Genomic DNA, 25542 nt, shown 5'->3' with positions numbered 1-25542 from the left:
GCGCCATATCCACGACTACGGGCGCTCGGGTCGAAGTTCCGGGCTGCCGCTAGGAAGCAAATTATATGCCTGAATTCTCTGGTTTTGCCTAGGGGCGTTTACGTATAAATCGCCGCCGTTCGCCCGGCGCAGAGAGGAATTTTCGCACCCCGGCCGGCGCCGGCCGGGGGCGAGGGGGTCACAGGCGGAACTCGTGCCCCAGGTAGACTTCCTTGACCAGGTCGTTGGCCATGATGCTCGCGGAGTCGCCTTCGGCGATCAGCTGGCCGTCGTTGACGATGTAGGCGGTCTCGCAGATGTCCAGGGTCTCGCGCACGTTGTGGTCGGTGATGAGCACACCGATGCCCTTGGCCTTGAGGTGGTGGATGATCTGCTTGATGTCGCCCACCGAGATCGGGTCCACGCCGGCGAAGGGTTCGTCGAGGAGGATGAACTTCGGCGAACTGGCCAGCGCGCGGGCGATTTCCACGCGGCGGCGCTCACCACCGGACAGGCTCATGCCGAGGTTGTCGCGGATGTGGTGGATGTGGAACTCCTCGAGCAGGCTCTCGAGGGCCTCCTTGCGGCCGTTGCGGTCCAGGTCCGCGCGGGTCTCGAGGATGGCGCCGATGTTGTCCGCCACCGACAGCTTGCGGAAGATCGAGGCTTCCTGCGGCAGGTAGCCGATGCCGGCGCGGGCGCGGCCGTGCATGGGCAGGTTGGTGACGTCCTGCTCGTCGATGCGGACCACGCCCTGATCGGCGCGGACCAGGCCGACGATCATGTAGAAGCAGGTGGTCTTGCCGGCGCCGTTGGGGCCGAGCAGGCCGACGATCTGCCCGCTGTCGATGCTCATGCTGACGTCGCGGACGACCTGGCGACCCTTGTAGCTCTTGGCGAGGTGCTGTGCGGTGAGCGTGGCCATTACTGGGCTTGATCCTGCTTCTTCTTGGGCTGGATGACCATGTCGATGCGCGGGCGCGGGGTGGTCACCTGGGTGCCGGTTGCGCGGCCGGCGTTGACGATCTGCCGTTCGGTGTCATAGACGACCTTCTCGCCTTCGAAGGTGTTGCCTTCCTGGATGACCTTGGCCTGGTCGATCAGGATCACCCGGTTCTGGGTGACGAAGTACTGGATGGTCAGGCCGTAGGCCTTGGTGATTTCCTTGTCCGGCGCCGGCTTCTGCTCGAAGTAGGCGGGCTTGCCGACCGAGGTGACCACCTCGATCTCGCCGTCCTTGTTCTGCTTCAGGGTGACGGTGTTGCCGGTCAGCTTCATGCTGCCCTGGGTGACCACCACGTCGCCGCGGTACACGGCCACGCCTTGCTTGTCGTCGAGCTCGGCGCTGTCGGCCTGCACGCGGATCGGCTGTTCGCGATCGGTCGGCAGCGCCCAGCTGGCGCTGCTACCCAGGCTGGCGACGAGGCCGAGGAGAAGGGGGAAGGTTTTAACGAACCTCATGCTGACCTCTTACGTTGGACAGCAGGGTCATCCGGCTGTCTTTCAGATACGCTTTCATGCCTACCGCCGTCGTCACCCCTTGGGGCTCGGTGATCTTAACGGGTTGACTGGTCTCGGCATAATCCTTGTCCGGGAACACCGTCATGCGCGTGGTGGTGAGCAGCAGCGTGCGGCTCTGCGCGTCGGTGCGCTTGACTCGTACGTCATCGATCAGTTCGATCTGCTTGCCTTCCGGGCCGACTTCGGCGCGCAGGCTCTGCACGTGCCAGGGCTGGGCCTCGCCTACGCGGAAGAAGTACATGTCGGGGTTGGTGACGTTGGTGATGTCGTTGGCCTTCATGTGCTCCAGGCGGTCGGCGGTGGCCTCGTAGGCGAGGCTGCCGTCGGCGCGGTACTGGATGCTGTGGGCGTTGGCCGCGTAGAAGTCGATGGCGTCGTTGCTCGCGGTGACCTGGCGCTCGTTGAAGTCCAGGCGCACGTTCCAGTAGTAGCCCAGGGCGACCAGCAGGACCGCGATCAGGGCGAGAAGAAGCTTCTGGCGAAGGGTTTTCGGCATGACTGGCCCTACAGGTAGGCGCTTTGCGCCGCCTCGAGGTTGCCCTGGGCGCGCAGGATGAGCTCGCAGAATTCACGGGCCGCGCCCTCGCCACCGCGCGCCACGGTCACGCCGTGGGCGTGCTGGCGAACGAAGGCGTCGGCGTTGGCCACCGCCATGCCCAGGCTGACCCGGCGGATCACCGGGAGGTCGGGCAGGTCGTCGCCCAGATAGGCGACTTGTTCATAGCCTAGCCCGAGTTCCGCGAGCAGTTGGTCTAGTACCGCCAGCTTGTCCTCGCGACCCTGGAACAGGTGCTGGATGCCGAGGTTCTGCGCGCGGCGCTCCACCACCGGGCTCTTGCGCCCGGTGATGATGGCGGTGCGCACGCCCGAGGCCATGAGCATCTTGATGCCCTGGCCGTCGAGGGTGTTGAAGGTCTTGAACTCGCCGCCGTCGGGCAGGAAGTAGAGCTTGCCGTCGGTCAGCACGCCATCGACGTCGAACACCGCCAGGCGCACGCCCTTGGCGCGGTTAAGCAGTTCTGCGGTCATCAGATGACTCCGGCGCGGGTCAGGTCGTGGACGTGGAGCACGCCGACCGGGTGGTCGTCGCCGTCGACCGCGACCAGCACGTTGATCTTGTGGTCGTCCATGATCTTCAGGGCCTCGGCGGCGAGCATGTCCGGGCGCACGGTCTTGCCGTGCACGGTCATCACCTGGTCGATGGTGGCGGTGCGCACGTCGATGCCCTTGTCCAGGGTGCGACGCAGGTCGCCGTCGGTGAAGACCCCGGCCAGGCGGCCGTCCTCGCCGAGAACGATGGTCATGCCCAGGCCCTTGCGGGTCATTTCCAGCAGCGCGCCGCTGAGCGAAGTGCCGGGCGAGACCTGCGGCAGTTCTTCACCCACGTGCATGATGTTTTCCACTTTCAGCAACAATCTGCGGCCCAGGGCACCGCCCGGATGCGAGAAGGCGAAGTCTTCGGCGGTGAAGCCGCGGGCTTCCAGCAGGGCCACGGCGAGGGCGTCGCCGAGCACCAGGGAAACCGTGGTGGAGGAGGTCGGCGCCAGGTTCAGCGAGCAGGCTTCGTGCTCGACGGCGGCGTCCAGGTTCACCGCGGCGGCCTTGGCCAGCGGCGATTCGGCGTTGCCGGTCATGCTCACCAGGGTGATGCCCAGGCGCGCGATCAGCGGCAGCAGCGTGATGATTTCGGCGGTGGAACCGGAGTTGGACAGGGCCAGGACCACGTCGTCCTGGGTGATCATGCCCATGTCGCCGTGGCTGGCCTCGGCCGGGTGCACGAAGAACGAAGGGGTGCCGGTGCTGGCCAGGGTGGCGGCGATCTTGCGGCCGATGTGGCCGGACTTGCCCATGCCGACCACCACCACGCGGCCCTTGCAGGCCAGGAGCAGCTCGCAGGCGCGGCTGAAATCGGCGCCGATGCGCGGCAGCAAAGCGTCCACGGCGTCACGTTCGAGGCCGATGGTGCGCTGTGCCGATTGGATGAAATCGTGTTTCTGGCTCATATTTCCGATCGGGTGGGGCGAAGTGAAGGGCGAGATTATAACGGTAAAGCGGCTCGGGCTTCACCCTGCCTATTTCGATCTTGCACACGCGAAGCTGAATCCCCGCTGAATCGCAGGCCGGCAACCCTTGGGCCACCGCGCGGGCCGGTGGTATAGTGCGCCGCCGTTCGGCCTGTCCCGCGTCACCGTGTTTCGACGGTCAGACGGGGCATTGCAGGGACAGGGCTGTCACGCAAGGAGTTCTATGAGCACCGATGAAAAATACGCTGTCGAGCTGAAGGGGTTGACCTTCAAGCGTGGCGCCCGCGCCATCTTCGACAACGTGGATATCCGTATTCCGCGCGGCAAGGTCACCGGCATCATGGGGCCTTCCGGTTGCGGCAAGACCACCCTGCTGCGCCTGATCGCCGCGCAGCTGCGGCCGGTCAGGGGCGAGGTCATCGTCAACGGGCAGAACCTGCCCAAGCTGGCCCGCGCCGATCTTTTCGACATGCGCAAGCAGTTCGGCGTGCTGTTCCAGAGCGGCGCGCTGTTCACCGACCTGGACGTCTTCGAGAACGTCGCCTTCCCGCTGCGGGTGCACACCGAGCTGCCGGAAGAGATGATCCGCGACATCGTCCTGATGAAGCTGCAGGCCGTGGGCCTGCGCGGCGCGGTGGAACTGATGCCGGACGAGCTGTCCGGTGGCATGAAGCGCCGCGTGGCGCTGGCCCGGGCGATCGCCCTGGACCCGCAGATACTCATGTACGACGAGCCCTTCGTCGGCCAGGACCCGATCGCCATGGGCGTACTGGTGCGCCTGATCCGCCTGCTCAACGACGCCCTGGGCATCACCAGCATCGTGGTCTCCCACGACCTGGCCGAAACCGCAAGCATCGCCGACTACATCTATATCGTCGGTGACGGCAAGGTGCTCGGCCAGGGCACGCCGGCCGAGCTCAAGGAACTCGACGACCCTCGCGTACGCCAGTTCATGAAGGGGATTCCGGACGGCCCGGTGCCGTTCCATTACCCCGCGCGCGACTATCGCGCCGACCTGTTGGGAGAACGCTGAGATGCGCAAGAAGTCACTGCTCGAGCGGATTCGCCTGCTCGGGCGGGCAGGCCTGGATGTGCTCGAGGCGCTCGGCCGTTCCACGCTGTTCCTGGTGCACGCCCTGCTCGGGCGCCGGGTGCCCGGCGGCATGGGTCACCTGCTGGTGAAGCAGCTGTACTCGGTGGGCGTGCTGTCGCTGGCGATCATCGTGGTTTCCGGCGTCTTCATCGGCATGGTGCTGGCCCTGCAGGGCTACAACATCCTCAAGGACTATGGCTCCGAGCAGGCGGTGGGGCAGATGGTCGCCCTGACGCTGCTGCGCGAGCTCGGCCCGGTGGTGACCGGCCTGCTCTTCGCCGGCCGCGCCGGCTCGGCGCTGGCCGCCGAGATCGGCAACATGAAATCCACCGAGCAGCTCTCCAGCCTGGAGATGATCGGCGTCGATCCGCTGCGTTACGTGATCGCGCCGCGCCTGTGGGCCGGTTTCATTTCCATGCCGCTGCTGGCGGCGATCTTCAGCGTGGTCGGCATCTGGGGCGGCGCCGCCGTCGCGGTCGACTGGCTGGGCGTCTATGAGGGATCCTTCTGGTCGAACATGCAGAACAGCGTGCATTTCGGCGAGGATGTGCTCAATGGCGTGATCAAGAGCGTGGTGTTCGCCTTCGTGGTGACCTGGATCGCCGTGTTCCAGGGCTACGACTGCGAGCCGACCTCCGAAGGGATCAGCCGCGCAACGACTCGAACCGTGGTCTACGCCTCCCTGGCGGTACTGGGGCTGGACTTCATTCTGACCGCTTTGATGTTTGGAGACTTCTGATGCAAACCCGCACCCTGGAAATCGGTGTAGGCCTGTTTCTTCTCGGCGGCCTGCTGGCCCTGCTGTTGCTGGCCCTGCGCGTCAGCGGCCTGACCATCGGCAATTCCAACGACACCTATCGCCTCTACGCCTACTTCGACAACATCGCCGGCGTGACCGTGCGCGGCAAGGTGACCATGGCTGGCGTGACCATCGGCAAGGTGGTCGCCGTGGACCTGGACCACGACAGCTACCGCGGCCGGGTGACCATGGAGATCAACAAGGACGTCAACAACCTGCCGGATGACTCCACCGCGTCTATCCTCACTGCTGGCCTGCTCGGCGAGAAATATATCGGTATCAGCGTCGGCGGCGACGACAAGATGCTCAAGAACGACGGGGTTATCCACGACACCCAGTCCGCCCTGGTGCTGGAGGACCTGATCGGCAAGTTCCTGCTGAACTCGGTCAACACCAACAAAGACGACACCAAGAAGTGATGATGAGGATGAACGCCATGCTGACTCTCCTGCGTCGTGGCCTGCTGGTCCTGCTCGCCGCGCTGCCCCTGTTCGCCAACGCCGCGCCCAATGCGCAGCAGGTCGTGCAGCAGACCGTCGATAGCCTGCTGTCCGACCTCAAGGCCAACAAGCCGGCCTACCGCGCCGATCCGAAGCAGTTCTACGCCGCCCTGGAGCGCATCCTCGGTCCGGTGGTGGACTCCGAAGGCATCGCCAAGGGCGTGATGACCGTCAAGTACTCGCGCCAGGCCACTCCGGAGCAGGTCAAGCGCTTCGAGAGCGTGTTCAAGAGCAGCCTGATGCAGTTCTACGGCAACGCCCTGCTCGAGTACGACAACCAGGACATCCGCGTGCTGCCCGCCAGCGGTACCCAGGACCCGGAGCGTACCCCGGTGAACATGGAGATCCGCGACAGCAAGGGCACCGTCTATCCGGTGCAGTACACCATGATCAACATGGGCGGCGAATGGCGCCTGCGTAACGTGATCATCAACGGCATCAACATTGGCAAGCTGTTCCGCGACCAGTTCGCCGACGCCATGCAGAAGAACCGCAACGACCTGGAGAAGACCATCTCCGGTTGGGACCAGGTGGTGGCCAACGCCAAGGAAGCCGCCAAGGGCCAGCACGACGACGGGTCGGGCGAATGACCAGCACCGCCAGCATCAGCGAAGGCGCGGCCGGCGAGTTGCGCCTGGCCGGCGTGCTCGACTACCGCAGCGGCCCGCAACTGCGCGAGCAGGGGCGCAGCCTGATCGTCGCGAGCAGCGCCCAGCAACTGGTGGTGGACTGTTCGGCGGTGGAGAAGTCCAGCAGCGTCGGCCTGTCGCTGCTGCTGGCCTACCTGCGCGACGCCCGCGGGGCCGGCAAGAGCCTGCAGGTGCGCGGCTTGCCGAAGGACATGCAGGATATCGCCCAGGTCAGCGACCTCGACGGCATCCTGCCGGTGCAGGGCTGATTCCGCGCAAAAAAGCCCCTCCGTCCGCGACTTCCCCTGGCGGGGTTCGCAGGCGAGGGGCTTTTTTGTATCATTGCCGACCCGCGCGCGTTGGGCGCCGATCGAGGTCGAGCATGCAGGCGATTGAAGTCAAGAACCTCCTGGAATCCAAACTTCCGGGAACCCAGGTTGAAGTGGAAGGCGAAGGCTGCAACTTCCAGTTGAACCTGATCAGCGACGAGCTGGCCGGCCTGGGCCCGGTGAAGCGTCAGCAGCAGATCTACGCCCACCTTAACGAATGGATCGCCAGTGGTGCCATTCACGCCGTGACCATGAAATTCTTCAGCCGTGCCGCCTGGGACGAACGTTCCTGAGCCGCCGGGGATATACCTGCAATGGATAAACTGATCATTACCGGCGGTTCCCGTCTCGACGGCGAAATCCGCATCTCCGGCGCCAAGAACTCCGCGCTGCCGATCCTCGCTGCCACCCTGCTGGCGGACACGCCGGTCACGGTGTGCAACCTGCCGCATCTGCACGACATCACCACCATGATCGAGCTCTTCGGTCGCATGGGCGTGCAGCCGGTGATCAACGAGAAGCTCAACGTCGAAGTCGACGCCAACAGCATCAAGACCCTGGTCGCGCCCTACGAACTGGTGAAAACCATGCGCGCCTCGATCCTGGTGCTCGGCCCGATGGTCGCGCGCTTCGGCGAGGCCGAAGTGGCCCTGCCCGGTGGCTGCGCCATCGGCTCGCGTCCGGTCGACCTGCACATCCGCGGCCTCGAGGCCATGGGCGCGCAGATCACCGTCGAAGGCGGCTACATCAAGGCCAAGGCTCCGGCCGGCGGCCTGCGCGGCGCGCACTTCTTCTTCGATACCGTGTCCGTGACCGGTACCGAGAACATCATGATGGCCGCGGCCCTGGCCAACGGCCGTACCGTGCTGGAAAACGCCGCGCGCGAACCGGAAGTGGTCGACCTGGCCAACTGCCTGATCGCCATGGGCGCGCAGATCCAGGGCGCCGGCACCGACACCATCACCATTGATGGCGTGAAGCGCCTGGGTGGCGCCAAGTACAACGTGCTGCCCGACCGCATCGAGACCGGCACCTACCTGGTCGCCGCCGCCGCCACCGGCGGTCGCGTCAAGCTCAAGGACACCGACCCGACCATCCTCGAGGCGGTGCTGCTGAAGCTGGAAGAAGCCGGCGCGCACATCAACACCGGCAACGACTGGATCGAGCTGGACATGAAGGGCAACCGGCCGAAGGCGGTAAACATCCGCACCGCGCCGTACCCGGCGTTCCCCACCGACATGCAGGCCCAGTTCATCTCGCTGAACGCCGTGGCCGAAGGCACCGGTGCGGTGATCGAGACCGTGTTCGAGAACCGCTTCATGCACGTCTACGAAATGAACCGCATGGGCGCGCAGATCCTGGTCGAAGGCAACACCGCCATCGTCACCGGCGTGCCGCAGCTCAAGGGCGCACCGGTCATGGCGACCGACCTGCGCGCATCGGCCAGCCTGGTGATCGCCGGCCTGGTGGCCGAGGGCGATACCCTGATCGACCGCATCTACCACATCGACCGTGGCTACGAGTGCATCGAAGAGAAGCTGCAGCTTCTCGGCGCCAAGATCCGCCGCGTACCGGGCTAGGGCTGAACCAGACATGCTGACCATCGCCCTGTCCAAGGGCCGGATCCTCGACGACACCCTGCCGCTGCTCGCAGCGGCGGGCATCGTGCCGACCGAGAACCCGGACAAGAGCCGCAAGCTGATCATCCCCACCAGCCTCGATGACGTGCGCCTGCTGATCGTCCGCGCCACCGACGTGCCGACCTATGTCGAGCACGGCGCCGCCGACCTCGGCGTGGCCGGCAAGGACGTGCTCATGGAGTACGGTGGCCAGGGCCTGTACGAGCCGCTGGACCTGAAGATCGCCAACTGCAAGCTGATGACCGCCGGCGCGGTCGGCGCGCCCGAACCCAAGGGCCGCCTGCGGGTGGCGACCAAGTTCGTCAACGTCGCCAAGCGCTACTACGCCGAACAGGGTCGCCAGGTGGACGTGATCAAGCTGTACGGCTCGATGGAGCTGGCGCCGCTGATCGGCCTGGCCGACAAGATCATCGACGTGGTCGATACCGGCAACACCCTGCGCGCCAACGGCCTGGAGCCCCAGGAGCTGATCGCCCACATCAGTTCGCGCCTGGTGGTCAACAAGGCCTCGATGAAGATGCAGCACGCCCGCATCCAGGCGCTGATCGACACCCTGCGCGAAGCGGTGGAGTCTCGACACCGGGCGTAATTCCCAGCGCGGCCTTCCCGCCGCGCCCGCCTATCCGTGTCATAGCCAATTTTCTCGGGTGCCCGCACGGCAGGCTTGCTAGTCTAGCGGCGCCCGAGATCACGCCAATTTTAAGAGGCCAGCTATGACCGCACCCTTCGCTATCCGTCGACTCAACGCCGCCGATCCGGACTTCGCGCGTCATCTGGACCATCTGCTCTCCTGGGAAAGCGTGTCCGACGACGCGGTGAACCAGCGCGTGCTGGACATCATCGCCGACGTGCGCAGCCGCGGCGACGCCGCCCTGGTCGAGTTCACCCAGCGCTTCGACGGCCTCGCGGTCGCCAGCATGGCCGACCTGATCCTGCCGCGCGAGCGCCTGGAACTGGCCTTGACCCGCATCACTCCGGCCCAGCGCGAGGCGCTGGAAACCGCCGCCGAGCGCGTGCGCAGCTACCACGAGAAGCAGAAGCAGGACTCCTGGCGCTACACCGAGGCCGACGGCACCGTGCTCGGCCAGCAGGTCACCCCGCTGGATCGCGCCGGCCTGTACGTGCCCGGCGGCAAGGCGTCCTACCCGTCCTCGGTGTTGATGAACGCCATCCCGGCGAAGGTCGCCGGTGTCGCCGAAGTGGTGATGGTGGTGCCGACCCCGCGTGGCGAGATCAACGAAATCGTCCTCGCCGCCGCCTGCATCGCCGGCGTCGACCGCGTCTTCACCATCGGCGGCGCCCAGGCCGTGGCCGCGCTGGCCTACGGTACCGAGAGCGTGCCGCAGGTGGACAAGATCGTCGGCCCGGGCAACATCTACGTAGCCACCGCCAAGCGTCACGTGTTCGGCCAGGTCGGCATCGACATGATCGCCGGCCCCTCGGAGATCCTCGTGGTCTGCGATGGCGGCACCGATCCGGACTGGATCGCCATGGACCTGTTCTCCCAGGCCGAGCACGACGAGGACGCCCAGTCGATCCTGGTCAGCCCGGACGCCGCGTTCCTCGACAAGGTCGCCGCCAGCATCGAGAAGCTGCTGCCGACCATGGGGCGCGCCGAGATCATCCGTACCTCGCTGAGCAACCGTGGCGCGCTGATCCTGGTCGCCGACCAGGAGCAGGCCTGCCAGGTCGCCAACCGCATCGCCCCGGAGCACCTGGAGCTTTCGGTCGCCGACCCGGAAAGCTGGCTGCCGAAGATTCGCCACGCCGGCGCCATCTTCATGGGCCGCTACACCGCCGAGGCGCTGGGCGACTACTGCGCGGGGCCGAACCACGTGCTGCCGACTTCCGGCACCGCGCGTTTCTCCTCGCCGCTGGGCGTGTACGACTTCCAGAAGCGCTCGTCGATCATCTTCTGCTCGGCCGATGGCGCTTCCAAGCTCGGCGGGACCGCCTCGGTCCTGGCCCGTGGCGAGTCGCTGACCGCCCACGCGCGCAGCGCCGAATACCGCATCAAGAACTGAACCCGTGCCGCCGCCCCGTGTGGGGCGGCCCCACCATCGATTTCGAGGAGAGAAGGGCGATGAGCAAGTTCTGGAGCCCCTTCGTCAAAGACCTGGTGCCCTACGTGCCGGGTGAGCAACCCAAGCTGGCCAAGCTGGTCAAACTCAACACCAACGAAAACCCCTACGGCCCGTCGCCCAAGGCGCTGGCCGCCATGCAGGGCGAACTGGGCGATGCCCTGCGCCTGTACCCGGACCCCAACGCCGACCGCCTCAAGCAGACCATCGCCGACTACTACGGCGTGCGTCCGAGCCAGGTGTTCGTCGGCAACGGTTCCGACGAGGTGCTGGCCCACGCCTTCCACGCGCTGTTCCAGCACGACGGCCGGCCGCTGCTGTTCCCCGACGTGAGCTACAGCTTCTACCCGGTGTACTGCGGCCTGTACCGCGTGCCTTTCGAAACCGTGGCGCTGGACGAGCAGTTCCAGATCCGCGTCGAGGACTACGCCAAGCCGAACGCCGGGATCATCTTCCCCAACCCGAACGCGCCGACCGGCTGCCTGTTGCCGCTGGAAGCCATCGAGCGCCTGCTGCTGGCCAACCCGGACAGCGTGGTGCTGGTGGATGAGGCCTACGTCGACTTCGGCGGCGAGACCGCGATCAGCCTGGTCGAACGCTACCCGAACCTGCTGGTGGCGCAGACCCTGTCCAAGTCGCGTTCCCTGGCGGGCCTGCGGGTCGGCCTGGCGGTTGGCCACGAGGACCTGATCGAGGCGCTGGAGCGGGTCAAGAACAGCTTCAACTCCTACCCGCTGGATCGCGTGGCCCAGGCTGGCGCGGTCGCCTCCTTCGAAGATCGCGAGTATTTCGAGCGCACCTGCCAGGCGGTGATCGCCAGCCGCGAGAAGCTGGTCGCCAGCCTGCGCGGCATGGGCTTCGAAGTGCTGCCATCGGCGGCCAACTTCATCTTCGCCCGCCACCCGGCGCACGACGCCGCCGAGCTGGCCGCCGGCCTGCGCGAGCAAGGGGTGATCGTCCGCCACTTCAAGCAGGAGCGCATCGCCCAGTTCCTGCGCATCAGCATCGGCACCGAAGAGCAGAACCAGGCCTTGCTGGATGCGCTGCAGCCGCGCGTCTGAGTCGACCTTGTGGAAATGAAAACGGCGCCTTCGGGCGCCGTTTTCGTTACTGCTGCGGTTGCTCTTCCGGCGGAGTCTGCGCCGCCGGCGCGGGCGGCGGGCGCAGGCCCACCTCCGCTTCCAGGGTTACCCGCTTGCCATTGCGCAGGACCACGATGCTGGTCTTCTCGCCGGGCTTGGTGCGGGCCACCTGGTTCATCGCGGTACGTCCGTCGCTGGCCTTCTTGCCGTCGATCTCGAGGATGACGTCGCTGGGCTGCATGCCGGCCTGGGCCGCCGGGCCGTCGCGGTAGACCCCGGCGACCACCACCCCACCCTGGTCCTGCAGGCCGAAGGACTCCGCCAGCTCCGGGGTCAGCGGCTGCACTTCGACGCCGAGCCAGCCACGGATGACCGAGCCGTGTTCGATGATCGACTGCATCACTTCCAGCGCCAGCTTGATCGGGATGGCGAAGCCAATGCCCTGGGAACCGCCGGACTTGGAGAAGATCGCGGTGTTGATGCCCACCAGGTTGCCGTTGGCGTCCACCAGGGCGCCGCCGGAGTTGCCCGGGTTGATCGCCGCGTCGGTCTGGATGAAGTCTTCGTAGGTGTTCAGGCCCAGCTGGTTGCGCCCGGTGGCGCTGATGATGCCCATGGTCACCGTCTGGCCGACGCCGAAGGGGTTGCCGATGGCCAGGCAGACGTCGCCGGTGCGGATGCCGTCGGAGCGACCGAGGGTCATCACCGGCAGGTCCTTGAGGTCTATCTTGAGCACTGCCAGGTCGGTTTCCGGGTCGCTGCCGACCAGGCGCGCGGTGGTCTCGCGGCCATCGCGCAGGGCCACGACGATCTGGTCGGCGCCGGAAGTGACGTGGTTGTTGGTCAGTAGGTAGCCCTCGGGGCTCATGATCACCGCCGAACCCAGGCTCGACTCCATGCGCTTCTGACGCGGCAGGTTGTCGCCGAAGAAACGGCGGAACAGCGGGTCGTCGAGCATCGAGTTGCCCGGACGGCTGACCATCTTGGTGGTGTACAGGTTGGCCACGGCCGGCGCCGCGCGGGTGACCGCGTCGGCGTAGCTCACCGGACCCTGCTGGATGCGGCTGAGCAGCGGCGCCTGCTGCAGGTGTACCTCCTGCTGCGGCAGGCCGACCCACTCGGGGTTACGCTGGATGATCAGCAGCGCCAGCAAGACGCCGACAAGCGCGGGCCAGCCGAGAAAACGCAGGGCCTTCAGCATCGGAAGTTCCTTGGGGGTTGTCCGGCCTGGGGAAGGCCGCTAGGGTGGCCGCCATTATACGGGCGGCGTGCCAAGAAAATAGCTGTCCACTCTGTAGCTTGGAGGATTTTCGATGGCGATCGATCTGAACCTGCTGGTCGAGGAATCCGACCGCTACCTGGACGCCGCGCGCATCCAGGATTACTGCCCCAACGGCCTGCAGGTGCAGGGTCGCCAGCAGGTGCGGCGCATCGTCAGCGGCGTCACCGCCAGCCAGGCGCTGCTGGACGCCGCGGTGGTCGACGGCGCCGACGCCGTGCTGGTGCACCATGGATACTTCTGGAAGGGCGAGAACCCCTGCGTGGTGGGCATGAAGCAGCGCCGTCTGAAGACCCTGCTGGCCCACGACATCAGCCTGATCGCCTACCACCTGCCGCTGGACCTGCACCCGCAGGTGGGTAACAACGTGCAGCTGGGCGAGCAGCTCGGCCTGACCATCGAGGGGCCGCTGGAGCCGGGCAACCCGCGCTCCATCGTGCTGCTCGGCGCGCCGGCCGAAGCGCTGGCGCCGGCCGACTTCACCGCCCACGTGGCCCGCGTACTGGGCCGCGAGCCGCTGCTGGTGGCGGGCGACCGGCCGATCCGGCGCATCGCCTGGTGTACCGGCGGCGCCCAGGGCTACATCGACCAGGCCATCGCCGCCGGCGTGGATTGCTACCTGACCGGCGAAGTGTCCGAGCAGACCGTGCACAGCGCGCGGGAGAACGGGATCAGCTTCATCGCCGCCGGCCACCACGCCACCGAGCGCTACGGCGTGCAGGCGCTGGGCCGCTACCTGGCCGAGCGTTTCGGCATCGAGCACCGCTTCATCGACTGCCCCAACCCGGCCTGAGCGCGCCGCGCGCCCTCACTGCAGGCGCGCGCGCTTCACCGCGTCGCCCAGCTGCCACACCGCCATCGCGTAGTGGGTGCTGTTGTTGTAGCGGGTGATGACATAGAAGTTCGGCAGGCCGTACCAGTACTGGTAGTTCCTGCCCATGTCCAGGCGCAGCAGGCTGGCGCTCTGGTGGCGTCCCAGCGGGTACTGCGGGCGCAGCCCGGCAGCCGCCAGGGCCTGGATCGAGTACTGGGTCTGGAAGCCGGTGTCCAGCGAGGGGGCCTGGCCGATGGCCGGGATGGCCACGCCGTCACCGTTGATCCAGCCGTGCTGGTGGAAGTAGTTGGCGACGCTGCCGATGGCGTCCTGCGGGTCCCAGAGGTCGACGTGCCCATCGTTGTCGAAGTCCACCGCGTAGCGCGCGAACGAGGTCGGCATGAACTGCCCGTAGCCCATGGCGCCGGCGTAGGAGCCGCGCAGGGCGGTCGGGTCGTCGCCTTCCTTGCGCGCCAGCAGGAGGAACTGCTCCAGTTCGCCGGCGAAATAGTCGGCGCGGCGCGGGTAGTCGAAGGCCAGGGTGGCCAGCGCGTCGATGATGCGGGTCTTGCCCATCACCCGGCCCCAGCGGGTTTCCACGCCGATGATGCCGACGATGATCTCCGGCGGCACGCCGTAGATCTGCGAGGCGCGCTGCAGGGCGCTCTCGTACTGGTTCCAGAAGGCCACGCCGTTCTGCACGTTGTCCGGGGTGATGAACTTCTTGCGGTAGCGCAGCCAGGCGCCGTTCGGGCCGCTCGGCCCCTGGTAGGTCGGCGCCTGGCGGTCCATCAGGCGGATCACCCAGTCCAGGCGCTCGGTGCGCGACAGCAGGTCATGCAGTTGCCGGCGGTCGAAGCCGTGGATATCCACCATCTTGTCGATGAAGCGCTGCGCGGCGGCGTTTTTGGCGAAGTCGCCGGTCAGCGGGGCGGCCTGCGGGATCGGCTGCAGGCCGGGGTAGCCGCGCGGCGCCAGGACCGTCTTGGCGGGCGCCGGCGCGGCGCTCACGGGCGGAGTGGTTGGCTTGCTACTGCACGCGGGAAGAAGAAGCAGAAACGGCAAAACGAGAACTAGGCGGCGCATCGGACATCTGCGGTGTGGTGGGTTGGCTGCTGGTATGGTAGCGCGCCCCGGGCCTCGCACAAGCGCGGTCGAGCCTTCCGCGCCGTCTCCGACCGCTCTGGCGGAAACGCCTCAAGGGCGGAGTACCCCAGGTTCGCGATGCGGAACCGCCCCCTGGCAAGTGCGCGGGGCACGTCCCGGCTCCCTTTGCAGCATCCCGTCGAATCTGCGCCAGGCCTTGTGGCGCGGTGCTTGGAGCGTATCGAGGACTGAGCGCGGATGGCTATATGAGTATATTTTTTCGGTATAAGTGGCTCGCCGGTTAGAGTTCGGCGTTGTGGTAGAGTGCGCCCTCGTCTACGGCCCGCCGGCCGTCCATAAGCAATTCCGTGAGTAGCCATGGTCGACAAACTGACGCATCTGAAACAGCTGGAAGCGGAAAGCATCCACATCATCCGCGAGGTCGCCGCCGAGTTCGACAACCCGGTGATGCTGTACTCGATCGGCAAGGACAGCGCGGTGATGCTGCACCTCGCGCGCAAGGCCTTCTTCCCCGGCAAGCTGCCGTTCCCGGTGATGCACGTCGACACCCGCTGGAAATTCCAGGAGATGTACCGTTTCCGCACCAAGATGGTCGAGGAACTGGGCCTGGACCTGATCACCCACATCAACCCCGATGGCGTGGCCCAGGACATCAACCCCTTCACCCACGGTAGCGCCAAGCACACCGACATCATGAAGACCGAAGGCCTCAAGCAGGCCCTCGACAAGTACGGTTTCGACGCCGCCTTCGGCGGTGCCCGCCGCGACGAGGAGAAGTCCCGCGCCAAGGAGCGGGTGTACTCGTTCCGCGACAGCAAGCACCGCTGGGACCCGAAGAACCAGCGTCCGGAGCTGTGGAACGTCTACAACGGCAAGGTGAAGAAGGGCGAGTCGATCCGCGTCTTCCCGCTGTCCAACTGGACCGAGCTGGACATCTGGCAATACATCTACCTGGAGCAGATCCCGATCGTCCCGCTGTACTTCGCCGAAGAGCGCGAAGTCATCGAGATGAACGGCTCGCTGATCATGATCGACGATGAGCGCATCCTCGAGCACCTTACGCCCGAGCAGAAGGCGAGCATCCAGAAGAAGATGGTGCGCTTCCGCACCCTGGGCTGCTACCCGCTGACCGGCGCGGTGGAGTCCACCGCTACCACGCTGCCGGAAATCATCCAGGAAATGCTGCTGACGCGGACTTCCGAACGCCAGGGCCGGGTCATCGACCACGACGCCGCCGGTTCGATGGAAGAAAAGAAACGTCAGGGCTACTTCTAAGGTTCTCGCACCATGTCGCATCAATCCGATCTGATCAGCGAGGACATCCTCGCCTACCTGGCCCAGCACGAGCGTAAAGAGCTGCTGCGCTTCCTCACCTGCGGCAACGTCGACGACGGCAAGAGCACCCTGATCGGGCGCCTGCTGCACGACTCGAAGATGATCTACGAAGACCATCTGGAAGCCATCACCAAGGATTCCAAGAAGGTCGGCACCACCGGCGACGAGGTCGACCTGGCGCTGCTGGTCGACGGCCTGCAGGCCGAGCGCGAGCAGGGCATCACCATCGACGTGGCGTACCGCTACTTCAGCACCTCCAAGCGCAAGTTCATCATCGCCGACACCCCCGGCCATGAGCAGTACACCCGCAACATGGCTACCGGCGCGTCCACCTGCGACCTGGCCATCATCCTGATCGACGCCCGTTACGGCGTGCAGACCCAGACCCGCCGGCACAGCTACATCGCCTCGCTGCTGGGCATCAAGCACATCGTCGTGGCCATCAACAAGATGGACCTGAAGGGCTTCGACCAGGGCGTGTTCGAGCAGATCAAGGCCGACTACCTGCAGTTCGCCGACAAGATCAACCTGAAGACCAATTCGCTGCACTTCGTGCCGATGTCGGCGCTCAAGGGCGACAACGTGGTCAACAAGTCCGAGCGTTCGCCCTGGTACACCGGGCAATCGCTGATGGAGATCCTCGAGACCGTCGAGATCGCCGGCGACCGCAACCTCGACGACATGCGCTTCCCGGTGCAGTACGTCAACCGCCCGAACCTGAACTTCCGTGGCTTCGCCGGTACCCTGGCGAGCGGCCTGGTACGCAAGGGCGACGAAGTCATCGCCCTGCCGTCGGGCAAGGGCAGCAAGGTGAAGTCCATCGTCACCTTCGAGGGTGAGCTGGAGCAGGCCGGCCCCGGCCAGGCCGTCACCCTGACCCTGGAAGACGAGATCGACGTCTCCCGTGGCGACATGCTGGTGCACGCGGACAACCGCCCGCAGGTCACCGACGGCTTCGAGGCCATGCTCGTGTGGATGGCCGAAGAGCCGATGCTGCCGGGCAAGAAATACGACATCAAGCGCGCCACCAGCTACGTGCCGGGCTCGATTCCGAGCATCACCCACAAGGTGGACGTGAACACCCTGGAAGAGACCGCCGCCAGCGAACTCAAGCTCAACGAGATCGCCCGCGTGAAGGTCAGCCTGGACGCGCCCATCGCTCTCGATGGTTACGACCAGAACCGCACCACCGGTGCCTTCATCGTCATCGACCGGCTGACCAACGGCACCGTCGGCGCCGGCATGATCATCGCCGCGCCGAAGGCCGGCCATGGCAGCGTCAGCCACCATGGCCAGGGCGCCCACGTGGCCCGTGAAGAGCGCGCCGCGCGCTTCGGCCAGCAGCCGGCCACCGTGCTGTTCAGCGGTCTCTCCGGCGCTGGCAAGAGCACCCTGGCCTACGCCGTGGAGCGCAAGCTGTTCGACATGGGCCGCGCGGTCTACGTACTGGACGGCCAGAACCTGCGCCACGACCTGAACAAGGGTCTGCCGCAGGATCGCGCCGGGCGCACCGAGAACTGGCTGCGTACCGCCCACGTCGCCCGCCAGTTCAACGAAGCCGGCCTGATCAGCCTGTGCGCCTTCGTCGCCCCCAGCGCCGAAGGCCGCGAGCAGGCCAAGGCGCTGATCGGCGCCGAGCGTCTGGTCACCGTCTACGTCCAGGCCTCGCCGCAAGCGTGCCGCGAGCGCGATCCGCAGGGCCTGTACGCCGCCGGCCAGGACAACATCCCGGGCGAGTCCTTCCCGTTCGACGTCCCGCTGGACGCCGACCTGGTGATCGACACCCAGTCCCAGTCGGTGGAAGACGGCGTCAAGGCGGTCCTCGACCTGCTGCGCCAGCGCGGCGCGATCTGATCGCGACAGCGCACTGAAAAAGCCCCGCCTCGGCGGGGCTTTTTCTTGGCTGACGTTCGGCGCACGCGGATCTCGTTACGGGCGTCGTAGGGCGTATAACCGTTCGCGGTTATACGCCGTCCCAATTGTCGAGATTGCATTGGGCCTCGCGTCAAACGGCGGATAACGTCGAACGTTATCCGCCCTACGCTGGGCGTTGGTGGCGGAGCGGCGGAAATGAAAAAGCCCCGCCGAGGCGGGGCTTTTCGTGGGGCTGCGACGCTTACAGCTTGCGCTTCAGGCCGTAGGCCTCGTCCAGGGTGCCGGGGCCTTCGCCGGTCTTCGGCGCGTAGTCCTTCGGCGCTTCCTGGCCGGCCGGCGGGGTCAGGCGTTCGCGACGCTCCGGGTAGTTGTCCTCGGCGTGGATGGCGGCCAGCAGGCGTTGCTTGGTCTGCTCGTCCAGAGCCAGGCGCTCGGCGCTTTCGGACAGGTGTTCCTGAACGTCCTGGTAGCTCTGGGTGAGTTTCTTCACCAGGTTGGCGGTGGTGCTGAAATGGGTAACCACTTCGCGCTGGTAGCTGTCGAAGCGATCCTGCAGGTCGTCCACTTGACGCTGCATCTTGTTGGGGGCGGCGTTGGGCAGAACGCGGGCGATCAGGAAGCCGATGGCGGCCCCTACGAGCAGAGCGATGACCGGGACCAACCAGGTGGTGAGGGACTGTTCCACGCGAATCCTTCCTCTATAGACGGCTTTGCTTTACGTTAGCGGCTTGCACTGGCGCTGTATACCACGAGGCGAGGCCTCGCCGATGGCGCCGGTATCGAGCTAGACGAGACGACCCGCCCCGGGGTCACGGAGTTGCCGTTTGTCCACCCGCGAAATACCCCTGTTCATCGAGGGGCCCGACGGGCCGCTGGAAGCCCTGCACCTGGATACCCCCGACGCCATCGGCGTCGCGCTGATCTGCCACCCGCACCCGCTGTTCGCCGGCACCATGCAGAACAAGGTGGTCGCTACCCTGCAACGCATCGCCCGCGACGCCGGCTACGCCACCCTGCGCTTCAACTTCCGTGGCGTCGGCCAGAGTGCCGGCAGCTACGCCGATGGTCGCGGCGAGATCGACGACGCCCTGGCCGCGGCGCGCTGGCTCGGCGAGCAGCACCCCGGCCTGCCGCTGACCCTGATGGGCTTCTCCTTTGGCTCCTGCGTCGCCGGCAACGCCGCCGCGCGCCTGGAAGGGCAGGGTGTGGCGCTGCGCCACCTGTTCATGCTGGCGCCGCCGGTGGAGCGCTTCACGGTCGACCTGCCGCGCGACTGCCCGATCACCGTGGTCCAGCCCGAGGACGATGAAGTGGTGACCCCGGCCCGCGTGTACGCCTGGAGCGAGTCGCTGACGCTGCCCCACGAGCTGCTCCGGGTGCCCGCGTGCAGCCACTTCTTCCACGGCAAGCTGATCGAGCTCAAGGACCTGCTGCAGCCCCGGCTCGCGCCGCCCGGCGCCGCGGGTTAACATCCAGGCCGCTCATTTTCCCGCGCTGAATTCTGGTATCCCATGAAGACCCGCATCCTCACCGGCATCACCACCACCGGCACCCCGCACCTGGGCAACTACGCCGGCGCCATCCGCCCGGCGATCGTCGCCAGCCGCGACCCGCAGGCCGATTCCTTCTACTTCCTGGCCGACTACCACGCGCTGATCAAGTGCGACGACCCGCTGCGCATCCAGCGCTCGCGCCTGGAGATCGCCGCCACCTGGCTGGCCTGCGGCCTGGACGCCGACAAGGCGACCTTCTATCGCCAGTCCGACATCCCCGAGATTCCCGAGCTGACCTGGCTGCTTACCTGCGTCTCGGCCAAGGGCATGCTCAACCGCGCCCACGCCTACAAGGCCTCGGTGGACAAGAACGTCGAGGCCGGCGAAGACCCGGACGCCGGCGTCACCATGGGCCTGTACAGCTACCCGGTGCTGATGGCCGCGGACATCCTGATGTTCAATGCGCACAAGGTGCCGGTCGGCCGCGACCAGATCCAGCACGTGGAGATGGCCCGCGACATCGGCCAGCGCTTCAACCACCTGTTCGGCAACGGCAAGGAACTGTTCACCCTGCCCGAGGTGGTGATCGAGGAAGAAGTGGCGACCCTGCCGGGCCTGGACGGTCGCAAGATGTCCAAGAGCTACGACAACACCATCCCGCTGTTCGGCAGCAGCAAGCAGCTCAAGGACGCCATCGCCCGCATCGTCACCGACTCGCGCGCCCCCGGCGAGCCGAAGGACCCGGACAACTCGCACCTGTTCACCCTCTACCAGGCCTTCGCCACTTCGGCGCAGCTGGCCGAGTTCCGCGCCGCGCTGCTCGACGGCCTGGCCTGGGGCGAAGCCAAACAGCGCCTGTACGAGCTGCTGGAAGGCGAGCTGGGCGAGGCCCGCGAGCGCTACCATACGCTGATCGCTCGCCCGGGTGATCTGGAAGACATCCTCCAGGCCGGCGCCGCCAAGGCCCGCCGCACCGCCACGCCGTTCCTCGGCGAACTGCGCGAGGCCGTTGGCCTGCGTTCGTTCCGCGAGCAGGTGCAGGTGGCCGGCGAAGGCAAGAAGAAGGCCGCCAAGAGCGCGCGCATCGTCAGCTTCCGCGAAGAAGACGGCAGCTTCCGCTTCCGCCTGCTGGACGCCGCCGGCGAGCAGTTGCTGCTGTCCAACGCCTTCGCCGACGGCAAGGCCGCTGGCGCGGTGAGCAAGCGCCTGCAGGCCGGCGAAGCGCTGGACCTGCGCGCCGAAGGCGACGCCTTCAGCCTGTGGCTGGACGGCGCAGCGGTGGCGCAGAGCCCCGCGTTCGCCGACGCCGCCGCCCGCGACGCTGCCATCGAGCGCGTGCGCGAGGCGCTGGCGCCCCAGGAGTAAGATCGCACTTGGCCATCCTCGACGGATGGCCGATTGCCAAGAAGCGGGGCCGTCGCTAAAGTGTCGGCCCCGTTTTCGTTGCCTTGCTACCGATCATGACGCCCCTACAGCGCTACCAGGAAGACCTCAAACGTCCCGATTTCTTCCACGACGCGGCCCAGGCCAACGCCGTGAAGCATCTGCAGCGGTTGTACGACGACCTGCTGGCGGCCGACCGCGCCAAGCCCGGGCTGTTCGGCAAGCTGCTCGGCAAGAAGTCCAACGAGCCGGTCAAGGGCCTGTACTTCTGGGGTGGCGTGGGCCGCGGCAAGACCTACCTGGTCGACACCTTCTTCGACGCGCTGCCGTTCAAGCAGAAGATGCGCACGCACTTCCACCGCTTCATGAAGCGCGTGCACGAGGAAATGAAGACCCTCAAGGGTGAGAAGAACCCGCTGACCATCATCGGCAAGCGTTTCGCCGACGAGGCCCGGGTGATCTGCTTCGACGAATTCTTCGTCTCCGACATCACCGACGCGATGATCCTCGCGACCCTGCTGGAAGAGCTGTTCAAGAACGGCGTCAGCCTGGTGGCGACTTCCAACATCGTGCCGGACGGCCTGTACAAGGATGGCCTGCAGCGCGCGCGCTTCCTGCCGGCCATCGCCCTGGTCAAGCAGTACACCGAAGTGGTCAACGTCGACAGCGGCGTGGACTACCGCCTGCGCGCCCTGGAGCAGGCCGAGCTGTACCACTGGCCGCTCAGCGAGCAGGCCGAGCAGGCCATGGCCCGCGACTTCCGCAAACTCACCCCGGAGTGCGCCGCCGCCACCCGCGATGACGTGCTGATGATCGAGAACCGCGCGATCCGCGCGCGCCTGACCTGCGACGACGTGGCCTGGTTCGACTACCGCGAACTGTGCGACGGCCCGCGCAGCCAGAACGACTACATCGAGCTGGCAAAGATCTTCCACGCGGTGCTGATCTCCAACGTCGAGCAGATGAACGTGGCGAAGGACGACATGGCCCGTCGCTTCATCAACCTGGTGGACGAGTTCTACGACCGCAACGTCAAGCTGATCCTCTCCGCCGAGGTCGAGCTGAAGGACCTGTACACCGGCGGTCGCCTGGAGTTCGAGTTCCAGCGCACCCTCAGCCGCCTGCTGGAAATGCAGTCCCACGAGTACCTGAGCCGCCCGCACCGTCCCTGATGGTGTGGCGCGGGTGCGAAAAGGGCTGCCAATGGCAGCCCTTTTTCGTTTCCGGCGCGCTCCAGCGGAAGCCTTCAGCGCTGCGCCGTCTGCGCCTCGGCCTTCTGCAGCAGCTGCCTGGCGCGCGCGACTTCCAGGGCTTCCATGGCGTTGATCGGCTGGATCGCCACCGCGGTCTTCAGCTGTTGCAGGGCCTTCTCCTGCTCGTCGTCGCCGTATACGTAGCCCAGCGAGTTGGCGTACTCGTAGTGGCCGATGGGCAGGTCGGCGCTGGCGCGGAAGGAGCGGGCGAAGTACTCCTCCATCTTGTCCGCGCTGACGCCGTAGGTCATGCGACCCACCAGCTTGCCGACCTTGCGGATCACCCCCGCCTCGTAGCCACCGTAGAGCGCCAGGGCGAACGGCTGGTTGGGCTGCTTGACGAGAATGGCGTCCAGTTCCTTGGGGATCTCGCCGGTGTAGCCGCGCTTGAGCACCACCGCCACCGGCAGTTCTTCGGCCAGGCGCGCCTTGGCGTAGACGCGGCCGAACTGGGCGATGGGGTCGGCGTTGATCAGCGGGCCGGCGTCGTCGGTGTAGCTGATCACTTCCTCCAGCAGGCGCTGCTTGTCCCCGGCCGGGGCCAGGAACATGGCGTAGAGCACCTGGGCGAACATCGCCGGCACCTGGCCGCCGACGCCCAGTGCCAGGCCATCCTGGCGGGCCTGGGCGAAGTCGCCACGAAACAGCTTGCGCCACACGTCCTGCAGCTTCTCGGCGTAGGCCTGGGCCTCTTCCGGCTTGCCGCTGAAGCCGGTGCCGGCGGCGACGGTCCTGGCCAGCGCGTCCGGATGGGCGGCGGCCATCCTGGTTACCCAGGCGGCGTCGGGGAAGGGGTAGCTGCCGAAACCGCGGGTCAGCTGCGGCCAGGCCGCGCGCAGCTTGTCGCCGGAGTAGTCGAAGGCGGTCTGGTCGTAGGGGAAGGGTTTCCAGTTCTCCGCGGCGAACGCGGGCAGGCAGAGGCTGACGAGCAGGGCGAGCAGTAGGCGGCGCATGGCGGTATCCCGTGTTCTTGTTCTGGAGGGGGCGTTCCCGATCATAGGGAGCCGCCCCGGAGCACGGGACCTATCCTACGGCTGGCGTGTTTCAGGCCTCTTTCCGCAGGTACTGGTTGCGGTAGTGGTTGGGCGACAGCTTGGTGTGCTGGCGGAACAGCCGGGCGAAGAAGCTGGCGTCGTCGTAGCCGACTTCGTAGCTGATGGTCTTGATGCTCTTGCGCGTGGTCGACAGCAGGCTGCGCGCCGTCTCGATGCGCAGGCGCTGCAGGTAGTGCAGCGGCTTGTCGCCGGTGGCGGTCTGGAAGCGCCGCATGAAGTTGCGGATGCTCATGCCGTGGTCGCGGGCCACGTCCTCGAAACGGAACTTGTCCGCGTAGTGCTCTTCCAGCCAGGTCTGCACCTGCAGGATGGCCGGGTCGTGGTGCAGCTTCTGGCCGCCGAAGCCGATGCGTCCGGGGGTGTAGCTGCGCTGCACCTCGAAGAGGATGTCGCGGGACACGCTCTGCGCCACGTTGGAGCCGCAGAAGCGTTCGATCAGGTACAGGTAGAGGTCACGGGAGGAGGTGACGCCGCTGGCGCTGTAGAGGTTGTCGGCGTCGGCGATGTGCTTCTCGCGGTTGAGCAGCACCCTGGGGTAGCGCGTGGCGAAGTCGTCGAAGAAGCGCCAGTAGGTGGTCGCCTCCTTGCCGTCGAGCAGGCCGGCCTCGGCCAGCCAGAACACCCCGGTGGCCTCGCTGCCGATGCAGCTGCCGGCGGCGTGGCGTTCGCGCAGCCAGGGGGTGATCTGCGGGTAGCGCGCGAGCAACTGGTCGAAGTCGCCCCAGAAGGCCGGCAGGATCACCAGGTCGGATTCGTCGAGGGCGCCGTCCACCGCCAGCGAGTCGCCGCTGAAGGCGCGCACCGGCTTGCCGTCGGGGCTGACGATGCGGCTCTGCAGCAGGGGCGTCAGGCCCAGGCCTTCCTGCCTGCCGAAGCGCAGGCTGGCCATGTGCAGGAAGTCTTTCGCCTGCATCAGGGTGGAGGCGAAGACGCCGTCGGTCGCAAGGATACTGACCCGATTCAACGGGGATACGGATTGTTCGGACATCATTCTTATCATTGTTGTTGGCGGGCCGGTTCGACGCTGAACCGGTCAAATGGCGGCTGGATCGTCTTATTTTTTGGCGCAAGTGTCCAGTAGGCGCCGCCCGACGGGCTGCCCTACATTCGGCCCTTCAGCGAAGCGCCAGGAGGCGAGCATGATCCCCAGAACCCTGTTCAGTTCCGACCACGAGCTGTTCCGCGACAGCGTGCGCAAGTTCCTCGAGCAGGAGGCGGTGCCCTTCCACGCGCAGTGGGAGAAGGACGGCCACATCGACCGCGCGCTGTGGAACAAGGCGGGCGAGGCGGGGATGCTCTGCTCGCACGTCCCCGAGGCCTACGGCGGCATGGGTGCAGACTTCCTCTACAGCGCCGTGGTGATCGAGGAGATCGGCCACTTCGGCCTGACCGGCATCGGCTTCTCGCTGCACTCGGACATAGTCGCGCCCTACATCCTGCATTACGGCAGCGAGGCGCAGAAGCAGCACTACCTGCCCAAGCTGATCTCCGGCGAGATGGTCGGCGCCATCGCCATGACCGAGCCGGGCGCCGGTTCCGACCTGCAGGGGGTGAAGACCACCGCCGTGCTGGATGGCGACGAGTACGTGATCAACGGCTCGAAGACCTTCATCACCAACGGCTACCTTGCCGACCTGGTGATAGTGGTGGCCAAGACCGATCCCAAGGCCGGCGCCAAGGGCACCAGCCTGTTCCTGGTCGAGGCCGGCACGCCGGGCTTCGACAAGGGCAAGCGCCTGGAGAAGGTCGGGATGAAGGCCCAGGACACCGCCGAACTGTTCTTCCAGGACGTCCGCGTGCCCAAGGAGGCGCTGCTCGGCCAGCCGGGGCAGGGCTTCATCTACCTGATGCAGGAACTGCCCCAGGAGCGCCTGACCGTGGCCCTGGGCGCCCTGGCCTCGGCCGAGGCGGCGCTGCAGTGGACCCTCGACTACACCCGCGACCGCAAGGCCTTCGGCAAGTCGGTGGCGGACTTCCAGAACACCCGCTTCAAGCTCGCCGAGATGGCCACCGAGATCCAGGTCGGCCGCACCTTCGTCGACCGCTGCCTGGAGCTGCACCTGGAGGGCAAGCTGGACGTGCCCACCGCGGCGATGGCCAAGTACTGGACCACCGACCTGCAATGCAAGGTGCTGGACGAGTGCGTGCAGCTGCACGGCGGCTACGGCTTCATGTGGGAGTACCCGGTGGCGCGCGCCTGGGCCGACGCGCGGGTGCAGCGCATCTACGCCGGCACCAACGAGATCATGAAGGAAATCATCGCCCGGGCGC

At 66.4% G+C, this 25542-nt stretch carries 27 protein-coding genes; 17 read left to right on the top strand and 10 right to left on the bottom strand.

The window, feature by feature from the left end; translation table 11 throughout:
* Positions 1-178: 178 nt before the first annotated feature.
* Genes lptB through P3W75_RS19690 form a run of 5 tightly spaced genes read right to left on the bottom strand, consistent with a single transcriptional unit; the run spans position 179 to position 3503 of the window.
* Positions 179-904 (bottom strand): LPS export ABC transporter ATP-binding protein, encoded by a 726-nt coding sequence (gene lptB, locus P3W75_RS19710; protein ID WP_276228992.1) that lies wholly within the window; start codon positions 902-904, stop codon positions 179-181.
* A complete protein-coding gene (gene lptA, locus P3W75_RS19705; protein WP_276228991.1) occupies positions 904-1440 on the bottom strand; it encodes a lipopolysaccharide transport periplasmic protein LptA in 537 nt (178 codons plus the stop codon). Before lptA ends, lptB begins: the two co-directional genes overlap by 1 nt.
* Positions 1427-1996 carry an LPS export ABC transporter periplasmic protein LptC gene (gene lptC, locus P3W75_RS19700; protein ID WP_276228990.1) on the bottom strand — a complete coding sequence of 190 codons (570 nt, stop codon included), beginning with the start codon at positions 1994-1996 and terminating at the stop codon, positions 1427-1429. The genes lptA and lptC overlap by 14 nt, the downstream gene beginning before the upstream one ends.
* A gap of 8 nt (positions 1997-2004) precedes the next feature.
* Complete coding sequence (locus tag P3W75_RS19695; protein ID WP_276228989.1) at positions 2005-2529, bottom strand: KdsC family phosphatase; 525 nt, start codon at positions 2527-2529, stop codon at positions 2005-2007.
* Positions 2529-3503 (bottom strand): KpsF/GutQ family sugar-phosphate isomerase, encoded by a 975-nt coding sequence (locus P3W75_RS19690; RefSeq protein ID WP_276228988.1) that lies wholly within the window; start codon positions 3501-3503, stop codon positions 2529-2531. The genes P3W75_RS19695 and P3W75_RS19690 overlap by 1 nt, the downstream gene beginning before the upstream one ends.
* Before the next feature lie 244 nt (positions 3504-3747).
* Between P3W75_RS19690 and P3W75_RS19685 the strand changes: the two genes are divergently transcribed.
* The 10 genes from P3W75_RS19685 to hisC all read left to right on the top strand — a co-directional run bounded on the left by P3W75_RS19685 (position 3748) and on the right by hisC (position 11656).
* Positions 3748-4557 carry an ATP-binding cassette domain-containing protein gene (locus tag P3W75_RS19685; protein ID WP_276228987.1) on the top strand — a complete coding sequence of 270 codons (810 nt, stop codon included), beginning with the start codon at positions 3748-3750 and terminating at the stop codon, positions 4555-4557.
* A gap of 1 nt (position 4558) precedes the next feature.
* Positions 4559-5356, top strand: a complete 798-nt coding sequence (gene mlaE / locus P3W75_RS19680; protein WP_276228986.1) for a lipid asymmetry maintenance ABC transporter permease subunit MlaE — start codon at positions 4559-4561, stop codon at positions 5354-5356.
* Positions 5356-5835: an outer membrane lipid asymmetry maintenance protein MlaD gene (mlaD, locus tag P3W75_RS19675; protein WP_276228985.1), complete on the top strand. Its 480-nt coding sequence runs from the start codon at positions 5356-5358 to the stop codon at positions 5833-5835. Before mlaE ends, mlaD begins: the two co-directional genes overlap by 1 nt.
* 17 nt (positions 5836-5852) lie before the next feature.
* The gene (locus P3W75_RS19670; RefSeq protein ID WP_276228984.1) at positions 5853-6506 is read left to right on the top strand and encodes an MlaC/ttg2D family ABC transporter substrate-binding protein; all 654 of its coding nucleotides are present in this window, start codon (positions 5853-5855) and stop codon (positions 6504-6506) included.
* On the top strand, positions 6503-6814 hold the full coding sequence (locus P3W75_RS19665) for an STAS domain-containing protein (protein WP_276228983.1): 312 nt from the start codon (positions 6503-6505) through the stop codon (positions 6812-6814). The genes P3W75_RS19670 and P3W75_RS19665 overlap by 4 nt, the downstream gene beginning before the upstream one ends.
* A gap of 113 nt (positions 6815-6927) precedes the next feature.
* A complete protein-coding gene (locus P3W75_RS19660; RefSeq protein ID WP_276228982.1) occupies positions 6928-7167 on the top strand; it encodes a BolA family protein in 240 nt (79 codons plus the stop codon).
* 21 nt (positions 7168-7188) lie between these two features.
* Positions 7189-8454, top strand: coding sequence for a UDP-N-acetylglucosamine 1-carboxyvinyltransferase (gene murA / locus P3W75_RS19655; protein WP_276228981.1), 1266 nt, complete (start codon positions 7189-7191; stop codon positions 8452-8454).
* Positions 8455-8467: 13 nt separating this feature from the next.
* Complete coding sequence (gene hisG / locus P3W75_RS19650; protein ID WP_276228980.1) at positions 8468-9103, top strand: ATP phosphoribosyltransferase; 636 nt, start codon at positions 8468-8470, stop codon at positions 9101-9103.
* Positions 9104-9227: 124 nt separating this feature from the next.
* On the top strand, positions 9228-10538 hold the full coding sequence (hisD, locus tag P3W75_RS19645; RefSeq protein WP_276228979.1) for a histidinol dehydrogenase: 1311 nt from the start codon (positions 9228-9230) through the stop codon (positions 10536-10538).
* 59 nt (positions 10539-10597) lie between these two features.
* On the top strand, positions 10598-11656 hold the full coding sequence (hisC, locus tag P3W75_RS19640) for a histidinol-phosphate transaminase (protein WP_276228978.1): 1059 nt from the start codon (positions 10598-10600) through the stop codon (positions 11654-11656).
* Between the two features lie 46 nt (positions 11657-11702).
* Here hisC and algW read toward each other — a convergent pair whose 3' ends face one another.
* The gene (algW, locus tag P3W75_RS19635; protein WP_276228977.1) at positions 11703-12878 is read right to left on the bottom strand and encodes a Do family serine endopeptidase AlgW; all 1176 of its coding nucleotides are present in this window, start codon (positions 12876-12878) and stop codon (positions 11703-11705) included.
* A gap of 112 nt (positions 12879-12990) precedes the next feature.
* Here algW and P3W75_RS19630 point away from each other — a divergent pair, with 112 nt between their 5' ends.
* Entirely contained in the window at positions 12991-13749 is a 759-nt protein-coding gene (locus P3W75_RS19630) for a Nif3-like dinuclear metal center hexameric protein (RefSeq protein ID WP_276228976.1), read from the top strand.
* A gap of 15 nt (positions 13750-13764) precedes the next feature.
* On the opposite strand, the gene mltB is transcribed toward P3W75_RS19630, so the two are convergent.
* Positions 13765-14856, bottom strand: a complete 1092-nt coding sequence (gene mltB, locus P3W75_RS19625; protein WP_276228975.1) for a lytic murein transglycosylase B — start codon at positions 14854-14856, stop codon at positions 13765-13767.
* Between the two features lie 378 nt (positions 14857-15234).
* Here mltB and cysD point away from each other — a divergent pair, with 378 nt between their 5' ends.
* Together cysD and cysN are read left to right on the top strand one after the other, a co-directional pair.
* Positions 15235-16152 carry a sulfate adenylyltransferase subunit CysD gene (cysD, locus tag P3W75_RS19620; protein WP_276228974.1) on the top strand — a complete coding sequence of 306 codons (918 nt, stop codon included), beginning with the start codon at positions 15235-15237 and terminating at the stop codon, positions 16150-16152.
* A 12-nt stretch (positions 16153-16164) separates the two neighbouring features.
* Positions 16165-18066 carry a sulfate adenylyltransferase subunit CysN gene (cysN, locus tag P3W75_RS19615; protein ID WP_276228973.1) on the top strand — a complete coding sequence of 634 codons (1902 nt, stop codon included), beginning with the start codon at positions 16165-16167 and terminating at the stop codon, positions 18064-18066.
* 262 nt (positions 18067-18328) lie between these two features.
* On the opposite strand, the gene P3W75_RS19610 is transcribed toward cysN, so the two are convergent.
* Complete coding sequence (locus P3W75_RS19610) at positions 18329-18772, bottom strand: YhcB family protein (RefSeq protein ID WP_276228972.1); 444 nt, start codon at positions 18770-18772, stop codon at positions 18329-18331.
* Positions 18773-18911: 139 nt separating this feature from the next.
* Between P3W75_RS19610 and P3W75_RS19605 the strand changes: the two genes are divergently transcribed.
* From P3W75_RS19605 to zapE, 3 genes are all read left to right on the top strand, one after another.
* Positions 18912-19556 carry an alpha/beta hydrolase gene (locus tag P3W75_RS19605; protein ID WP_276228971.1) on the top strand — a complete coding sequence of 215 codons (645 nt, stop codon included), beginning with the start codon at positions 18912-18914 and terminating at the stop codon, positions 19554-19556.
* 42 nt (positions 19557-19598) lie between these two features.
* The gene (locus P3W75_RS19600; RefSeq protein ID WP_276228970.1) at positions 19599-20945 is read left to right on the top strand and encodes a tryptophan--tRNA ligase; all 1347 of its coding nucleotides are present in this window, start codon (positions 19599-19601) and stop codon (positions 20943-20945) included.
* A gap of 95 nt (positions 20946-21040) precedes the next feature.
* Positions 21041-22135 (top strand): cell division protein ZapE, encoded by a 1095-nt coding sequence (zapE, locus tag P3W75_RS19595; RefSeq protein WP_276228969.1) that lies wholly within the window; start codon positions 21041-21043, stop codon positions 22133-22135.
* Positions 22136-22209: 74 nt separating this feature from the next.
* Here zapE and P3W75_RS19590 read toward each other — a convergent pair whose 3' ends face one another.
* Both P3W75_RS19590 and P3W75_RS19585 read right to left on the bottom strand, forming a co-directional pair.
* Positions 22210-23169, bottom strand: a complete 960-nt coding sequence (locus P3W75_RS19590) for a hypothetical protein (protein ID WP_276228968.1) — start codon at positions 23167-23169, stop codon at positions 22210-22212.
* 91 nt (positions 23170-23260) lie between these two features.
* Positions 23261-24160, bottom strand: a complete 900-nt coding sequence (locus P3W75_RS19585) for a GlxA family transcriptional regulator (RefSeq protein ID WP_276229055.1) — start codon at positions 24158-24160, stop codon at positions 23261-23263.
* A gap of 250 nt (positions 24161-24410) precedes the next feature.
* Between P3W75_RS19585 and P3W75_RS19580 the strand changes: the two genes are divergently transcribed.
* Positions 24411-25542: acyl-CoA dehydrogenase family protein (locus tag P3W75_RS19580; RefSeq protein ID WP_276228967.1), on the top strand; the 1132-nt coding region annotated here is incomplete at its 3' end.

Source organism: Pseudomonas citronellolis (assembly GCF_029335315.1).
In the GTDB taxonomy this organism is placed as follows: Bacteria; Pseudomonadota; Gammaproteobacteria; order Pseudomonadales; family Pseudomonadaceae; genus Pseudomonas; species Pseudomonas citronellolis_A.
The sequence above is the reverse complement of the archived record's forward strand: the minus strand, read 5'-3'. Positions and strand labels throughout refer to the sequence as shown.

Coding starts and splice junctions, on each gene's coding strand:
- lptB (WP_276228992.1), bottom strand. CDS start 904: ATGGCCACGCTCACCGCACAGCACCTCGCCAAGAGCTACAAGGGTCGC.
- lptA (WP_276228991.1), bottom strand. CDS start 1,440: ATGAGGTTCGTTAAAACCTTCCCCCTTCTCCTCGGCCTCGTCGCCAGC.
- lptC (WP_276228990.1), bottom strand. CDS start 1,996: ATGCCGAAAACCCTTCGCCAGAAGCTTCTTCTCGCCCTGATCGCGGTC.
- P3W75_RS19695 (WP_276228989.1), bottom strand. CDS start 2,529: ATGACCGCAGAACTGCTTAACCGCGCCAAGGGCGTGCGCCTGGCGGTG.
- P3W75_RS19690 (WP_276228988.1), bottom strand. CDS start 3,503: ATGAGCCAGAAACACGATTTCATCCAATCGGCACAGCGCACCATCGGC.
- P3W75_RS19685 (WP_276228987.1), top strand. CDS start 3,748: ATGAGCACCGATGAAAAATACGCTGTCGAGCTGAAGGGGTTGACCTTC.
- mlaE (WP_276228986.1), top strand. CDS start 4,559: ATGCGCAAGAAGTCACTGCTCGAGCGGATTCGCCTGCTCGGGCGGGCA.
- mlaD (WP_276228985.1), top strand. CDS start 5,356: ATGCAAACCCGCACCCTGGAAATCGGTGTAGGCCTGTTTCTTCTCGGC.
- P3W75_RS19670 (WP_276228984.1), top strand. CDS start 5,853: ATGCTGACTCTCCTGCGTCGTGGCCTGCTGGTCCTGCTCGCCGCGCTG.
- P3W75_RS19665 (WP_276228983.1), top strand. CDS start 6,503: ATGACCAGCACCGCCAGCATCAGCGAAGGCGCGGCCGGCGAGTTGCGC.
- P3W75_RS19660 (WP_276228982.1), top strand. CDS start 6,928: ATGCAGGCGATTGAAGTCAAGAACCTCCTGGAATCCAAACTTCCGGGA.
- murA (WP_276228981.1), top strand. CDS start 7,189: ATGGATAAACTGATCATTACCGGCGGTTCCCGTCTCGACGGCGAAATC.
- hisG (WP_276228980.1), top strand. CDS start 8,468: ATGCTGACCATCGCCCTGTCCAAGGGCCGGATCCTCGACGACACCCTG.
- hisD (WP_276228979.1), top strand. CDS start 9,228: ATGACCGCACCCTTCGCTATCCGTCGACTCAACGCCGCCGATCCGGAC.
- hisC (WP_276228978.1), top strand. CDS start 10,598: ATGAGCAAGTTCTGGAGCCCCTTCGTCAAAGACCTGGTGCCCTACGTG.
- algW (WP_276228977.1), bottom strand. CDS start 12,878: ATGCTGAAGGCCCTGCGTTTTCTCGGCTGGCCCGCGCTTGTCGGCGTC.
- P3W75_RS19630 (WP_276228976.1), top strand. CDS start 12,991: ATGGCGATCGATCTGAACCTGCTGGTCGAGGAATCCGACCGCTACCTG.
- mltB (WP_276228975.1), bottom strand. CDS start 14,856: ATGCGCCGCCTAGTTCTCGTTTTGCCGTTTCTGCTTCTTCTTCCCGCG.
- cysD (WP_276228974.1), top strand. CDS start 15,235: ATGGTCGACAAACTGACGCATCTGAAACAGCTGGAAGCGGAAAGCATC.
- cysN (WP_276228973.1), top strand. CDS start 16,165: ATGTCGCATCAATCCGATCTGATCAGCGAGGACATCCTCGCCTACCTG.
- P3W75_RS19600 (WP_276228970.1), top strand. CDS start 19,599: ATGAAGACCCGCATCCTCACCGGCATCACCACCACCGGCACCCCGCAC.
- zapE (WP_276228969.1), top strand. CDS start 21,041: ATGACGCCCCTACAGCGCTACCAGGAAGACCTCAAACGTCCCGATTTC.
- P3W75_RS19590 (WP_276228968.1), bottom strand. CDS start 23,169: ATGCGCCGCCTACTGCTCGCCCTGCTCGTCAGCCTCTGCCTGCCCGCG.
- P3W75_RS19585 (WP_276229055.1), bottom strand. CDS start 24,160: ATGGCCAGCCTGCGCTTCGGCAGGCAGGAAGGCCTGGGCCTGACGCCC.